General features: G+C 64.4%; 13 protein-coding genes, 1 pseudogene and 1 other annotated feature. Of the genes and pseudogenes, 13 read left to right on the forward strand and 1 reads right to left on the reverse strand.

Annotation, left to right across the window (positions count from 1 at the left end; genetic code table 11):
• Positions 1–7 precede the first annotated feature (7 nt).
• Both ACNQR1_RS17680 and ACNQR1_RS17685 read left to right on the forward strand, forming a co-directional pair.
• Positions 8–2269 (forward strand): type VII secretion protein EccE, encoded by a 2262-nt coding sequence (locus ACNQR1_RS17680; protein WP_052773208.1) that lies wholly within the window; start codon positions 8–10, stop codon positions 2267–2269.
• Positions 2270–2552: 283 nt separating this feature from the next.
• The gene (locus ACNQR1_RS17685; RefSeq protein ID WP_235784421.1) at positions 2553–4103 is read left to right on the forward strand and encodes a type IV secretion system DNA-binding domain-containing protein; all 1551 of its coding nucleotides are present in this window, start codon (positions 2553–2555) and stop codon (positions 4101–4103) included.
• A gap of 613 nt (positions 4104–4716) precedes the next feature.
• On the opposite strand, the gene ACNQR1_RS17690 is transcribed toward ACNQR1_RS17685, so the two are convergent.
• Complete coding sequence (locus ACNQR1_RS17690) at positions 4717–5484, reverse strand: hypothetical protein (RefSeq protein WP_047036739.1); 768 nt, start codon at positions 5482–5484, stop codon at positions 4717–4719.
• A gap of 56 nt (positions 5485–5540) precedes the next feature.
• Here ACNQR1_RS17690 and ACNQR1_RS17695 point away from each other — a divergent pair.
• From ACNQR1_RS17695 to ACNQR1_RS17745, 11 genes and pseudogenes are all read left to right on the forward strand, one after another.
• Positions 5541–6802 (forward strand): annotated as a pseudogene (locus tag ACNQR1_RS17695) (IS3 family transposase).
• Positions 5840–5971: a sequence feature (AL1L pseudoknot), on the forward strand. Its footprint overlaps the pseudogene before it by 132 nt.
• Positions 6803–7524: 722 nt before the next feature.
• Positions 7525–7854 (forward strand): hypothetical protein, encoded by a 330-nt coding sequence (locus ACNQR1_RS17700; RefSeq protein WP_047036736.1) that lies wholly within the window; start codon positions 7525–7527, stop codon positions 7852–7854.
• Between the two features lie 104 nt (positions 7855–7958).
• Positions 7959–8339 (forward strand): hypothetical protein, encoded by a 381-nt coding sequence (locus tag ACNQR1_RS17705; protein WP_047036735.1) that lies wholly within the window; start codon positions 7959–7961, stop codon positions 8337–8339.
• A gap of 250 nt (positions 8340–8589) precedes the next feature.
• Positions 8590–8973 (forward strand): hypothetical protein, encoded by a 384-nt coding sequence (locus ACNQR1_RS17710; protein ID WP_047036732.1) that lies wholly within the window; start codon positions 8590–8592, stop codon positions 8971–8973.
• A gap of 2 nt (positions 8974–8975) precedes the next feature.
• A complete protein-coding gene (locus ACNQR1_RS17715) occupies positions 8976–9224 on the forward strand; it encodes a hypothetical protein (protein ID WP_047036730.1) in 249 nt (82 codons plus the stop codon).
• Between the two features lie 121 nt (positions 9225–9345).
• Positions 9346–9858: a ribonuclease HI gene (gene rnhA, locus ACNQR1_RS17720; RefSeq protein ID WP_047036728.1), complete on the forward strand. Its 513-nt coding sequence runs from the start codon at positions 9346–9348 to the stop codon at positions 9856–9858.
• 32 nt (positions 9859–9890) lie between these two features.
• Complete coding sequence (locus ACNQR1_RS17725) at positions 9891–10214, forward strand: hypothetical protein (RefSeq protein WP_131721857.1); 324 nt, start codon at positions 9891–9893, stop codon at positions 10212–10214.
• Positions 10211–10456, forward strand: coding sequence for a hypothetical protein (locus ACNQR1_RS17730; RefSeq protein WP_131721856.1), 246 nt, complete (start codon positions 10211–10213; stop codon positions 10454–10456). Before ACNQR1_RS17725 ends, ACNQR1_RS17730 begins: the two co-directional genes overlap by 4 nt.
• Positions 10457–11105: 649 nt before the next feature.
• The gene (locus ACNQR1_RS17735; RefSeq protein WP_047036725.1) at positions 11106–11933 is read left to right on the forward strand and encodes a hypothetical protein; all 828 of its coding nucleotides are present in this window, start codon (positions 11106–11108) and stop codon (positions 11931–11933) included.
• Between the two features lie 272 nt (positions 11934–12205).
• Positions 12206–12358: a hypothetical protein gene (locus ACNQR1_RS17740; RefSeq protein ID WP_165588892.1), complete on the forward strand. Its 153-nt coding sequence runs from the start codon at positions 12206–12208 to the stop codon at positions 12356–12358.
• 30 nt (positions 12359–12388) lie between these two features.
• Positions 12389–12817, forward strand: coding sequence for a hypothetical protein (locus tag ACNQR1_RS17745; RefSeq protein ID WP_052773206.1), 429 nt, complete (start codon positions 12389–12391; stop codon positions 12815–12817).
• The last annotated feature ends 84 nt before the right edge of the window (positions 12818–12901 follow it).

Genomic DNA, 12901 nt, shown 5'->3' on the forward strand with positions numbered 1-12901 from the left:
ACAACTGATGGCCCGCCGTGCGCGCACAACGACCGGGGACAACAACGCCACTGAATCGGCTCCGCCGCGGCTCGCGGTTCCGGATCGCAAACTGCTGTCGCTGACCCCCAGCACCGGCCTGGCCGCCTCGGCGCTGGCCACCACCGCCGTACTGGGGATGTCCCCGTACGGGCCGGCCGCCGCAGTTGGTTCGGCCGCCGCGATCGCGGCTGTCTTCGGAGCGCAGGTGGGGGGACGCACACTGGGACAATGGGTGGCGTTGCGTCGCGGCAGCCGTGACCTCCCGGAGCAGGCGGCAGCGTTCTCACGCGAAGGAATAGGCGTGATCTTCGACGGGAACACCGTCTCGACCCTGGTCCAGATCACGCCGAGGCCGTGGCAGTTGACCAGTATCACTGCAACGGGCTCCTGCCAGTCTCCGGTGATCTCAGCAGATGTCCTGCGCCGTCAATTGCGCCAGTACGACATCGGAGTCAACCGCTTGACCGCAATCTGCGCCGGGTACAAATTCGCCGCCCGCGACGTCGCCGCCGGCGTCCTAGACACCCTCATCGGACCAGTGTCGGTCCCCCTCGGCGGGATGACAGTGATTGAGGTGTCGCTGCGCCTGGAAGCCGACATGCTCGGTCCTGCTTATCGCCGCGCACAGCGTGATTCACTCCCACACGGCCTGTGCCAGGCACTGACGATCGCGGCGACCCGGGTCTGCCATGCACTGGCCGAGCAAGGCTTCGGTGGCCGAATCATGGATGTCAACTCGATCCGGGCATTCCAGTCCGATGTCCTCGCACAGGTGGGCCGTCCACTGGCCAGCCCCGGGTGGCGAAGCTGTGGCCCCCGTTCCGGTGTGCACACCCGCACCTACGTTCCAGCGCGAGGGCACTGGAACGCCGAGTCGGCCGGCGGCTGGCACCACCTGCAGTCCCACCGGCAATACACCACGCTGACACTGACCCCGCAGGGCGATAATCAGGCGCTGGCCCAGCCTCTGATCACGTACCTGGTGCGCGGCGAGGACGGCCTGGCCAAAGCTTCCGGATACGGCCTGCGCGCCGCTGTCGGACAGCAGGCCGCGGGCCTGGTTCAGGCGTTGCCGGTGACTAGGCAGCTTCCGCTGCGGTCTCCAGGTGCCCTCATCGACGACGATCATCACCTCGGATTCGGTATCCCGGCCGGGGGAGCAGGTGTGTTTGTGGGTACGCGCGAGGACAAGACGCGCGTCTTCGTGGCAGTTTCTCCGACCGCCGAGCCGTTGTGGCTGTCGGGTCCGGTCCTGTTCGCGATGCAGATGGTGGCGCGGCTGTCGACGCAGGACCAGACCATCGCAGTGATGATCGACGATCCGCGCTGGCACCGGTTAGTTGCGCATCGCGACTGCCCGACACTGACTGTGGGGTCACTGGATTCGGCCCCCGCCGACGTTGTGGTGTGCACGCCCGCATGGTGGGAGCGCCACCGCGAACGGTGCGCCGGCAAGGCAGTTCTGCTGGTCACCGAAGACGTCCCCGGACGGGGGGCCTCCAACAGTCTCACCGTAACGACAACGGCCAGCGGACATTCGGAGATCGCGGTAGCAGTCGATGAGCAGACCACGACCGTGCGCTGGGAACTGACACCGATGGAGCGCCGGACGCTGCTCGGGGACGTCGACACCGAGGGATCTGCTGCACCACGCGAAGGTTCGGATCTGCGCCTTCCACAGGTCGTGGATCTGCCGACGGCCACCGCGGCGATCCGCCCCAAGCGCCGGCCAGCTGCCGCTGTGCCGGCGGTCGAGACCGTGAGACAGGCCGCGGTTCCAGCGACCCCGGCTGCAGTCCCGGTGACGCGACCGGACCCTCCCGTCTCCAAGCGGCGCGCGACTCCAACGACGCTGTCCGTGCGGGACGTGACAGAGCTGCCTCCGGTGGTGTCCGCGCCACCTGCTGCCGCCCGGTCACCGCGACGTACCGCGGCGCCGACGCCGACGAGAGCGCCTGCGCCGCGAGTCGACACCGCCCCGGTCGCGGCTTCGCCCCCGCTGACCCCGCCGCCGGCGGTGCGAGCAGACACGCCCGCCCAGGACGCCAAGACCCCGCCCCGTCGTCGCGACCGCACTCCGCTGCGGCCCGCCCCGGCAGGGTCACCTCCACTGGCACCGGTGGATCCGCCCCCGAACCGGTCCCGGGACCGCCAGCCGAGCCCGCCACCTTCGCCAGCTCTTCCGCAGAAACCGCCGGCGCGCCGGGGAAAGCACCGTCACGGATCGGATGAGGAGGGCAACCCGTGACCAGCTATAGCGACGATCAGTTAGGTGCGTCCCAGCCGTGAAGCCCGGTGACAGTCGCGACACCAGCGGGTTCGCTCGAGCCTCCTACCATTCCCAGGCGTTGTGCTTGTCCGCCCTGGGAATTGCTGGGCTGCTGGCTCCGATCGCCGTATGGGGCTATCCCTCGCCGGTACGCACGGCTGTGGGGTGGGGCGGCGCAGCAGTCGGAGCGTGGATTCTGGCCGCGGCGCGCCGCCAGTGGCGGATGCAGGACGGTGGCTACCGCCGTGAGGTGCCGTTGGGCGTGAGCGAGGCCGCACACGTCTCAGGCAGCGCAGTTCCAGAGCTCCCGCCGATCCTGTATGAGCACGGGAAGTTGCACCCTGAGGTGCGCCGCATCCTTGATATCGCCGCCTCCCAGTTCCGCGACAGGCTGGTGCTCGACCCGGCAAAAGTCGAATTCGAAGAAGACGGCAGGGGTGGAAGGAAGCTTGTTCTGTGGGGATTCCATTGTGTGGATTCAGGTTTCCTCACTACCGCTGGCATCCAGGACAGGTTGCAGTCGACATTTCGCAAAGGACTCGGCGGGGTTTGGGCGTTCGAGTGGGATGAGACTGGTGACCGCTTTCTGGCGAGTCGCAAGTCGCGGATCGAGAGGCTGGTGTTTCCCCCGGACTGGCCTGTCGTTACCGACGCCGCTGCGGCCAAGCGGCTCTACATCGGCTGGGAGTTCAAAGTCGGCAAGTCAGCTCGGGGTGTGGAAGGTGTGTGCCCGCAGAAAATGCCACACCTCATGTGCATCGGTGAGTCGGGCTCTGGAAAGTCGGTAAGTGTGCGCAGCTTGCTTGAGCAGTTCCGCGCCGCTGGATGGCAGTTGATTCTCGCCGATGGCAAAGGGCCGGACTACGCCGGATACTTCGCTCCGCACCCAGAGGACAACAATCTTCCCGTTCCGGGCACAGTCGCGGTTGGGATCGGTGCCTCCCCGCGCGGCATGAGCTATGTCGGCGCGATCGTTCTGGCATATCTGATTCTGCAGGAGCGGCAGAACGGGTCCATGGAAGCCAAGATCACTGATCCGGAAGGGTGGAACAACTTTGCGCCGGTGCTGTTGGTGATGGACGAGATCAAAGGCATGCGCGAGAAGTGGAAGAGCGCGTTGCCGGGCAAGGACTTCGAGGCCATCGAATCGATGGTGACCGAGATTCTCTCCCTGGGCCGCGAACTGCGGGTGCACGTCCTGCTGGTGTCCCAGGACGCCCGTGCGGTGTCGATCCCGAACACCTGGAAGTCGAACGTACCCATGAGTATCTGCTTGGGCCGCCCCAAAGAACTGACGCTGAAGTATGGGTTCCCCGAGTCGGTGCAGCCCAAGGTTCGATTGATCACTGACGCGATGGACCCGAAGATTAAGGGCCGCTGCGTGATTGCCTCTGTCGACGAGAAGACCGGCGCTTCCGACGCCACCGAGTACCAGGGTTACCTCGGATATTCCCCAGGCGAGTCGTGGGATAACGCGAACCTGCCGCCACAGGTCAAAGATCATTGGCCGTCGTTCAAACAGAATGTGTCGGACAAGGTTCCGCGGATGTACACGCGGCAGTGGTTCAAGATCGAGGAGAAATCCGAGGCGCAGCTCACCGCCGAGGAGAAGAACGGCGACCGCGGCTACATCGACTTCGAAATGTTCACCGTCGATGAACTCAAGAAGATGCACCGCGTGGCCTTGGACAAACGAGGATCTGACGGCCGCATCATCCCTGATCCCGCCGTGACCAAATTTGACCCGGCCAGCCCGCACTACGTGTGCAGACCACCTCGCGATGACGCGAACCGAGTAGTCGCGGAGCTTTGAGAGGGAAGGCTTTGCGGCTGCGCCCGAGCAATGCTGGAGCAAGGCGTTTGCCCCAGTTTCGAAGTAACTGGCCGGCGCTGACCTTCCACTCGTTTCGACCGGCGACCTCCGTCATTACTTTGTGTCTGCCGCAGGGCATTTCAGATCCTCGCTGTATCGCTGCAGCCTGCGCCGCGCACCGTCCGAATCGCGTCTGCTTACGCCGCGCTGTCACGTCCTCCCGACCGCGAGCCGGACAGCTCCCGGTCGACAGCTTCCTGCAATTCGTCGCGTGTGTAGGGTCCATCGCCGATATGAACCACGACGCGGTAGCCGCAAGCGGCATAGGAACGCGCTGGTTCATGGTCATCGACATAATCGTAGGGCTGCCCGTCTGCGCCATACACAGTGGCAACTGGGTAGTCCGGATGAATGTCGTTGGGATATCTCTTCATTAGATCTCACGCCTCTGCGCCGTCACTTCGGATGTCCACGCCCCGGGGCCGCCCTGAACGTGTTCGCAGCCTGGCACTGCGTAGGCAGCGTTCGTGTACGTGGCGCGGCCACTGGTTTCGTCAACGGCTGTGTGGTCGCCCGATTTTGGGGGCGTTGCTGCTTTTGCTCTGACAGGAAATCAGCGCTTCGAAGGCCAGTCTGGATCGTCGGGGTGAAGCTTGCGGCCGGTGGCCTGTGCGTACGGGCGGGCGATGAGTTCGTAGGCGTCCCAAGTCCAGTCGGGGACGGTGCCGATCAGATCTCGCGCAGCGATCGCGACATACTCATCTCCGTGGCTGCATGACCTGGGAAAGTGCGCGTTTCGTTCAGCCGAGGTGAGCGCATTCTCAGCAGCGTTGACCCCATCCCAGTAGGTGCCACTGGGATGCTGCGGGTAGGGCTCCCCGAACTCAACACCTTTGTCCTCAAGGAGGTTTTCTCGGGCATCGAGGATGTCATCGGGGTTAAAGTCGTCGGATTCGAGCAGCTCGAACGCATCCCACAGCGGTGTCCAAAGAGCGCCATATGCGTCACGTGGGTGGTGAACAGCACGAATGATGCAGCTGGCGCCGGCGTCGGTGACGAGGGTATCTACGTCGGCTACATCGGAGCAACGTGTGATGAGACCCTCACTGGTGACGGTGAAGTAGACGTCCTGGATTTCGATGTAGAGCAGGAGGCTCTCGTCGTCGATGACCCAATCGGATTCCAAGTGCTCTTCGTGGAGGAATGCAGGACCGGCCACAGCGGGATCTAACTCGGCTGAGGGAGCGATCTCGTCGAGCTGCTCCGGTGTGAGGTGTATCGAGTCACCGACCGATTTGTCGTGCAGTTCAGTAACAAACTCGGGCGCAAACACGTCCTCATCGACTGCGATTGCGTGCAACCAACCGCCATTGAAAGTCACGCTGAATCGCCCTGGAAATCCCGGAGGCTCCTGACCTTGGAAACGAGGATGCAGGTATGCCGAAGGAACAGTGTGCCGGGAAGCCCACGGCGCGTCGTTACAGCCCGGAGGAGAAGGCCGCCGCGGTGCGGATGGTCCGGACCCTTCGTGCCGAGTTGGGTACCGAGCAGGGCACGGTGTCGCGGGTGGCACGTCAGCTCGGCTACGGAGTGGAGTCGGTGCGTTCCTGGGTGCGTCAGGCAGACATCGATGACGGATACGCTCCAGGATTGTCCACCGCGGAGTCGGCGCGGATCAAAGAGCTTGAGCAGGAAAACCGAGAACTCAAGCGTGCCAACGAAATACTGAAACGCGCCGCTAGTTTTTTCGGCGCGGAGCTCGACCGCCAACACAAGAAATAGTCGACTTCATCGACGCCCAGCGGGAGGAGTTCGGGGTCGAGCCCATCATCAGCGTCCTGCGATCAGCAGGCGTGGTGATGGCCCCGAGCACCTACTACGACACCAAGTCCCGCGGTCTGTCGGCACGCGCGCGACGTGACGCCGAACTGGGTCCGGTCTTGGTGACGCTGTGGGAGGACAACTACCGCGTCTACGGGGCCCGCAAGCTGTGGAAAGCCGCCGGTCGGGCCGGCCACGACGTCGGGCGCGATCAGGTCGCCCGCCTCATGCGGGCCGCCGGCATCTGCGGGGCACGGCGCGGCAAACGGGTCAAGACCACCAAACCAGATGCCAGCGCCGCGCGGCACCCCGATCTGGTGAAACGCAAGTTCACTGCGACGGCGCCGAACCAGCTTTGGGTGACGGATCTGACATTCGTGCCGACCTGGGCCGGCGTGGCGTATGTGTGTTTCATCGTCGATGCCTACTCCCGGATGATCGTGGGCTGGCGGGTGGCCAGTCATATGCGGACCTCGATGGTCCTCGACGCGTTGGAGATGGCGCGTTGGTCACGCGGAAACCTGCTGTCGGGCTTGACATGTCACTCCGATGCCGGATCCCAGTTCACCTCTATCCGCTACGGCGAACGGCTCGCTGAGATCGGCGCGATCCCCTCTATAGGATCGATCGGGGACAGCTTCGACAACGCCCTCGCGGAGACAGTGAACGGCTACTACAAGGCCGAGTTGATCTACGGCCCCGCCCGCAGCGGGCCGTGGAAGACCGTCGAGGACGTCGAGCTGGCCACCCTCGGGTAGGTCTACTGGCACAACACCAACCGCTTACACGGCTACCTCAACGACGTCGCACCCGCCGAGTACGAAGCCACGTTCTACGATGCACAACGGACCGACCAACCACTGGTCGCAATCCAATAGCCCGAGCCTCCGGCAAAACCAGGGCGATTCACGCACTCCTCATTCTCATCGAGGACTGTGGGTCTTGGTACGGCTCGTTCGGTATACAGGGACAGGGCTCGACGGGCGTAGTCGGCTTGTTTTGGCGTGCCGCTGAGAGTTTGGGGCATTCGACTTCCTTTCCACGGGAGTTGTCCGCAGCGTGACATCGCGGCGGGGATGTATTCCCACGTGGCGCGGAGAAGCATGTGGTCTGTCCGGAGCGGCAGCTGTGACCGAGGAAGCTAATCCGCTGCGATTGGGGCTGGCGCCTTCAACAGGACTTCGCGCCGACTCTTGTCACGTCCTCCCAAGGCTGCGAGTGAGCTGTCCCTCGCGTGCTTCGTGATCCGATAGGCAGAACCCCGCGGCTGCAAAACCTCACCGCGCCGCGCACATGCGATGCCGCCGCCCGGCGAGATGCTGCCGGACATGAGCGATTTTCCGACTAACTCTTTGGCCGGATCCTGTGGCGACTGTGGCCAGCCATTCGAGCTCGACTCGCGTGGAGTGAGCTTCCACATCAACGAAGACGGCAGCTGCGATTTTGGGTCAGACCGCGACCACGTCGCCTACGACTGATTGCCCGCGCCCTGGACGAGAAACAGCGACGGCGAAGGGCAACCTGTGCGCCGCCCCTTCGCAGCGCCGGGACTTGCGGCCTTAGCGCGATTCGGCACCACACTGACAGGGAAGGACGACCGATGAGCAAGTTTGCGTGCCCCCGAGACGAAGTGCTCTACCAGCTCACCCTTGACGGAACGGGGGAGTCGTTCGGTGACGTGACTACTTGGGGGCTGCACTACACCGGGTTAGGCGAGCTGACCCGTCAGGAGCTGAGCAGCCAGCACAGTGACCTGCTGGCCGAGGCTGGGGCGTCCGTCTCCGACTTCCCGGAGAACGACTACTGGGTGGTGGCCGAGGACGGTCAAGGGTTCATCACCACCTACGCCTACTCGGACGAGGCCCAGTACCGATCCGCGCTCGATGACGCCGAGAGTCGCTGGTCCGTATTCAACGACGGAGCCGCCTGAACCTGGCACGGCGCGCCGACTCGCGGCGTGCCGCCGCGTCTCATTCTCCAGCCCAGCTGCATGACTGGTGTGCTGCCAGCGACCGCTACGAGAGGACCCCGTACATGAGCCTGACCCGCGAGCAGCTGCACGACCGCATCGACGACCTACACCCAGACGAATTCGACCTGATCATCACCCGTGACGGCGACGGATTCGCGGTCGCGGAGAGCCGCGGTTGCAGGTCGTACGTCTCCGACATCGGATCGTCCTACGAGGTGCCCGACACCGCCGACGAGCACGGCCGGCACGCGTTCACCGCCGGCCCTTGGACCGCCTACCAGTACCACAGCTCGTACACGGCACCCAACCGCGGGAACTATGCGCGTGAGATCGAAGACCTGGTCAACGGCGATGCGGCAAAGGTGGTCGTCGGTGTCACCGCGGTCTTCGAGGACGAGTCCGACGCCGGCACGTGGGTGTTCGGCATCCGGACGGAGAACTGAGCGGTGCTGAGGTTCAGGCGCGGGGACCGAGTCCGGTTTGATCCCTGGCCCGGAAGCGCCCGACGTCTGTCCAACTTCACTCCTTGCGAGGGCTACCCGCGTGTACTGGCCGCTGTGGGGCGCGTCGAGGTGCTGCGTGAACTCTCCCCAGCGGAAACTACTGCAACCTCCGCATGTTCGAAGTCAGGTCCGAAACCACTGGTTCGATCCTGCACGTGTACGCCGACGAGCTCGAGCGGGAGAACTGACCATGCCTCCATTCAGTCCCGGTGACCGCGTCCAGTTCACGCCCTGGCCCGGCGGCGACCTGCACACCGGAACCGTGGACGAGGTTCGTGACCCGCGGCCGCGTACGGATCCGCGCTTCCCTCCGGGCGCTGATGAGCCCCACCTCCTGATTACCGACGACTTCCGCGGCGAACAGGTGCTCGTCGCGTTCAAACGACCTGCAGAAACTGGAGAACTGATCATGCCCCGGATCCGCATCGACATCCGCTACAACCCCGATCTCGCCCACTACCCGGGAGCGACGACCGCCGCCGAGGCGATGCAGTTCGACATCGACAACGTCGACGTGCACGAGCTGATCGAGTTCGCCGGGGGCGACGTCACCGCGACCGTAGTCGAGGACTGATCATGACCGGATTCAACAGTTGGCTCGACACCTTCGTCGAGGAGAAGGGGCTCTACGTCGAGCACCGCTTCGATGTCGAAGGGCTTGACTGGGGCTGGAACTCGATCCCGCTCTCCGTGGTCATCGACACGGCGAAGAACACCAGTCCCGCCGAGCAGGAGCAGATCAAGAAGCAGCTGGTCGAGATCGACTTCAAGAACGGCGACGCGATGCACTTCTTTGAGTTCCTCGCGCAACAGCTGGCCCGCTGATGGCTGGCCAGTTTCCGCGTGGTGGCACCTGACCGCGCTGTGCACTGCAGCCTCTGCGGAGCCGATCGGCGTGTCCTGCATCCGAGGCTGTGCTTTTGAGATCCCGTGAAACGGTTGACCAATGGATGTCCCTGAGACCATCACCATCTACACCGACGGCGCCTGTCATGGGAATCCGGGGCCGGGCGGTTGGGGTGTAGTGCTGCGTTTCGGTGAACACGAGAAGCACCTCTACGGCGGAGAGAAGGCGACCACCAACAACCGCATGGAGTTGTTGGCCGCGATCGTGGCGCTTGAAGCGATCACCGCGGCGCGTCCCATTCAGCTGTGGACCGACAGCCAATACGTGCGCCAGGGCATCACAAGCTGGATCTCCGGCTGGAAACGCAAGGGGTGGAAGACATCTACAGGCCAGCCGGTGAAGAACGCAGATCTCTGGCGGCGCCTGGATACCGTCGCCGCGCAGCACACGGTGGACTGGCGTTGGTTGAAAGGCCACGCAGGGCACGAAGGCAATGAGCTCGCCGACCAGCTCGCCACACGCGGCGCGAGGGAGTTCGGTGGCTCGACAAGGGCCGCGGGACTACCGAACCAGGGGAGCGGACGGCAACGACATCGGAGGTGGCCACGATGACGGCGCACACGCGGGGCGCCGGAGGTGGCCCGATGGGCCAATCAGAGTGCCGGTTTGCCCGCAAGCGCCGGTATTCGACCCGAGACCTGGCCGTGATGGGCGCTGACGAGGTCAAGGCCGCGGTCGAGTCCAGCGGTCGTCGATTCGACTCGCTGCACCCGTACCGGTGCCCTGACGGTCCGCACTGGCATCTGTCTCACTATGAGCAAGCCTTGGGAATGTGTCCCGTCTGCGAGGAGTGGCATCCTGCCTGGTGCGGGTCTCAGCCGGACAAGCGGTGGATCATCTCCGGGCACGTGGTTGACGAACAGCCGTGCCCCGGTGAGGGACAGCTGACGGCGGCGGTGTCCCGATGAGTATGTACGTCGACATCGCCGTGAACAGTGAACTGATCGCCGATGTGGCCATCGCCCGCACGACCAGCGGTGGTGAGCAGCCCGACTCGATCAACACCTACCGGTGGACGCATGCCCGCAACGGCGACACGGCCGTCGGGTTCGTCGAACACCGGTACGGGAACGGCGCTATCGCACTGGCGCACAAGGTTCTCGGTGAGATCGCCGAACGCCGCCGGATCGCCCAGGAGACCAACCGATGAGCGTGTGCGACGCCTGCGACGGTCAGGACCACGGGGAGTTCGAGCCACTGAAGTTCAGCGGACTGTACCGCGAGTGGCTGTGTGGGATATGCCGATCGGTCCTGCTCGACCAGCCGATGGACTCGGCTGGTGATCCCCCAGCACGGCTCATGACAACACCCGCGGCCGCCGAGAGACGGACGCTGACGGTCGCTGACCAGAACCCAGCGCGCACCGACGACAACGGGACCACATGGTATCGACCATCATTCGAGGGCCAGGCGCCACCGAAGATGTGGGGTTGGACTTCCGACCCCGCCCACGCGCACCCGGACTACGCCGCGGCTGCGACCGCGTGCCTGTTGCCCGCTGATGTCACGGCTGAAGATCGTGTTGCGATCTTGGAGTTCGCCAACCATTTAGCAAGGGAGTCACGGAACCGTGGCACGGCTCAGCATCCACTGTCGAACCCGTCTGAAGTGTCGGAATCCGTGTCCGGCAACGGATGTGGCCACGTAGCTGACGAGGGCTGTTACCGGTGCTGCAGTGACTGCAACTACGACACCCACACGTGCCGGGGTTGTGGAGAACCGTACAAACACGGGCACGCTCCCCGCTGCAAGGACTGCGAACCCAGATCTGCAGATCCGGTAACGAAAGGCACGAACTGATGCGCGAATACAAAGCCCTCATCATGGGCGTCGCTGTCCTGATTGTGCTCACGAGCGTGCTTCCGACGTTTATCAAGTCGGCCAGCACCATCGGCGAGACCTTCACCGACCCCGACAGCTCCAGTTCCCCGCCCCCGGCCGCGCCGCCCGCGACACCCGACGCGCCCGCTGACTGGTCGGCCGTCGTCCTCGTGGCCGTCATCGCCGTCGCGGTCGTCGCGCTCGCCATGGTGATGTTGTTCGCGTGGCGGCACCTGACTAAACGCCGCGCCGACAAGCGTGTGCAGCAGGCCCGCCGCGCCGACCAGATCGAAATGTGGCAGCGAGGCCTCGACGTACTGGCCGAAACCCAGGACGCCCTCATGGGATTCGAGACCGATCCCGAATCGGTGTACTTCACTCGACCCCTGCTGGGCGACGTCAACGAGCCGGCCACCGCCACCTTCTACACAGCCCTTGGCGCCGCCCAAACCCTTCGCACTGAAATCGTTCCCACCGATCCCGTACTGATCACTGCATTCGTCAACGCTGCCAACGCCGCGCGCCGAGCGTTCGACTTCGCAGACGACAACGCCCGCAACAAGGCCCGCCGCGGCATCAGCCACAACGGCCACAAACTATCGCCCCAGGAGCTCCGCAAGATCGACCAGGCCCGAAAGTTCATGCGGCAGGCCCACGATCCAGCCCTCACCGAGGCCCACGCCCGCAACGCCCTCGCCAAGGCCCTGGACCTGCTCGACGGCGCCGGCGTGGTTGTTCCTGAACGCCTGACGGCCACTGTCACCAAGAGCGTCGAGACCATCCACCGCAAAGCCCTGGACAGATAACCGAACCAATCCAGAAAAGGGGGACACCATGGTGCTCCAAGCAGTAGATGCCGCTGGCTACCTCTACCTGGTCGACGTCGAGCCGGCGCAGCAACAACGCGGACACCCCGCGGCGCTCAACCCCCGCCAAGATGACGCACACGGGCCCGCGCTTCGCGCCTGCCCGCCTCCGGTCCATGGCCGGGTCACCATTGCGTCCGGGGCCCCGAGCTGGCGGAAAGTGGGACCCGTGCCGATCAGCCTAAACAGTGAAGTCTCACGAAAGGGAGGCAATGACAACCATGTTGAAGCACCGAAATGCCGATGAAACTGTCGACGACGGCGACGAACTGCTCAACGCCTTCGGCGATCGGTTGATTCTGGGCGGGGCGTGGACGTGGGCGGATGGTGGCCAGTCACCTACCCGCAGGTGCACGAAGGCATGACGCAGAGTTCATCGGCCTGAAAGGGGCACCATGATTCTCGGATTCACCGGGACCCGGCGCGATCCCACCGACGAGCAGGAGCGGTTCATCCGACGCAACCTGTTCGACGCCACGGAACTGCATCACGGCTGCTGCGAGGGGAGCGACTACGCCTCGCACTTGTGCGCGGTAGACCTCGATATACCGGCGATCTGGCTGCACCCACCGACCGATGAGAAACTGATGGTGCCGCTGTCCAAGCTGCTCACGCGGGGCGGGATTCACGCGCTCAGGGCCAAGCCGTACCACGCCCGGAACCGCGACATTGTGGACGCTTGCGAGTTGTTGATCGCAACGCCAGACGGGCCGCGCCGTCCGCACAGCGGAACTTGGTACACCGTTGACTATGCCAGGGCCAACAAAGTCCCTGTCGTCGTCTGTCTGCCGGACGGAACCATCGACAACGACTACTCGACCTGACGTAGGGCAGCTCAGCTGAACTGCATACCCTTCGCGGCCATGCCTGGTGACGCGCCGCGCACCGGGTGATCCGAACCGAACCCA

The organism is Mycobacterium sp. 48b (genome assembly GCF_048282725.1).
Lineage (GTDB): Bacteria > Actinomycetota > Actinomycetes > Mycobacteriales > Mycobacteriaceae > Mycobacterium.

Bases quoted from the DNA above. Each gene is read 5' to 3' on its own strand.
- ACNQR1_RS17730 (WP_131721856.1), top strand. From the start codon at position 10,211: ATGAGTATGTACGTCGACATCGCCGTGAACAGTGAACTGATCGCCGAT.
- ACNQR1_RS17680 (WP_052773208.1), top strand. From the start codon at position 8: ATGGCCCGCCGTGCGCGCACAACGACCGGGGACAACAACGCCACTGAA.
- ACNQR1_RS17725 (WP_131721857.1), top strand. From the start codon at position 9,891: ATGGGCCAATCAGAGTGCCGGTTTGCCCGCAAGCGCCGGTATTCGACC.
- ACNQR1_RS17735 (WP_047036725.1), top strand. From the start codon at position 11,106: ATGCGCGAATACAAAGCCCTCATCATGGGCGTCGCTGTCCTGATTGTG.
- ACNQR1_RS17745 (WP_052773206.1), top strand. From the start codon at position 12,389: ATGATTCTCGGATTCACCGGGACCCGGCGCGATCCCACCGACGAGCAG.
- rnhA (WP_047036728.1), top strand. From the start codon at position 9,346: ATGGATGTCCCTGAGACCATCACCATCTACACCGACGGCGCCTGTCAT.
- ACNQR1_RS17705 (WP_047036735.1), top strand. From the start codon at position 7,959: ATGAGCCTGACCCGCGAGCAGCTGCACGACCGCATCGACGACCTACAC.
- ACNQR1_RS17715 (WP_047036730.1), top strand. From the start codon at position 8,976: ATGACCGGATTCAACAGTTGGCTCGACACCTTCGTCGAGGAGAAGGGG.
- ACNQR1_RS17740 (WP_165588892.1), top strand. From the start codon at position 12,206: ATGACAACCATGTTGAAGCACCGAAATGCCGATGAAACTGTCGACGAC.
- ACNQR1_RS17710 (WP_047036732.1), top strand. From the start codon at position 8,590: ATGCCTCCATTCAGTCCCGGTGACCGCGTCCAGTTCACGCCCTGGCCC.
- ACNQR1_RS17700 (WP_047036736.1), top strand. From the start codon at position 7,525: ATGAGCAAGTTTGCGTGCCCCCGAGACGAAGTGCTCTACCAGCTCACC.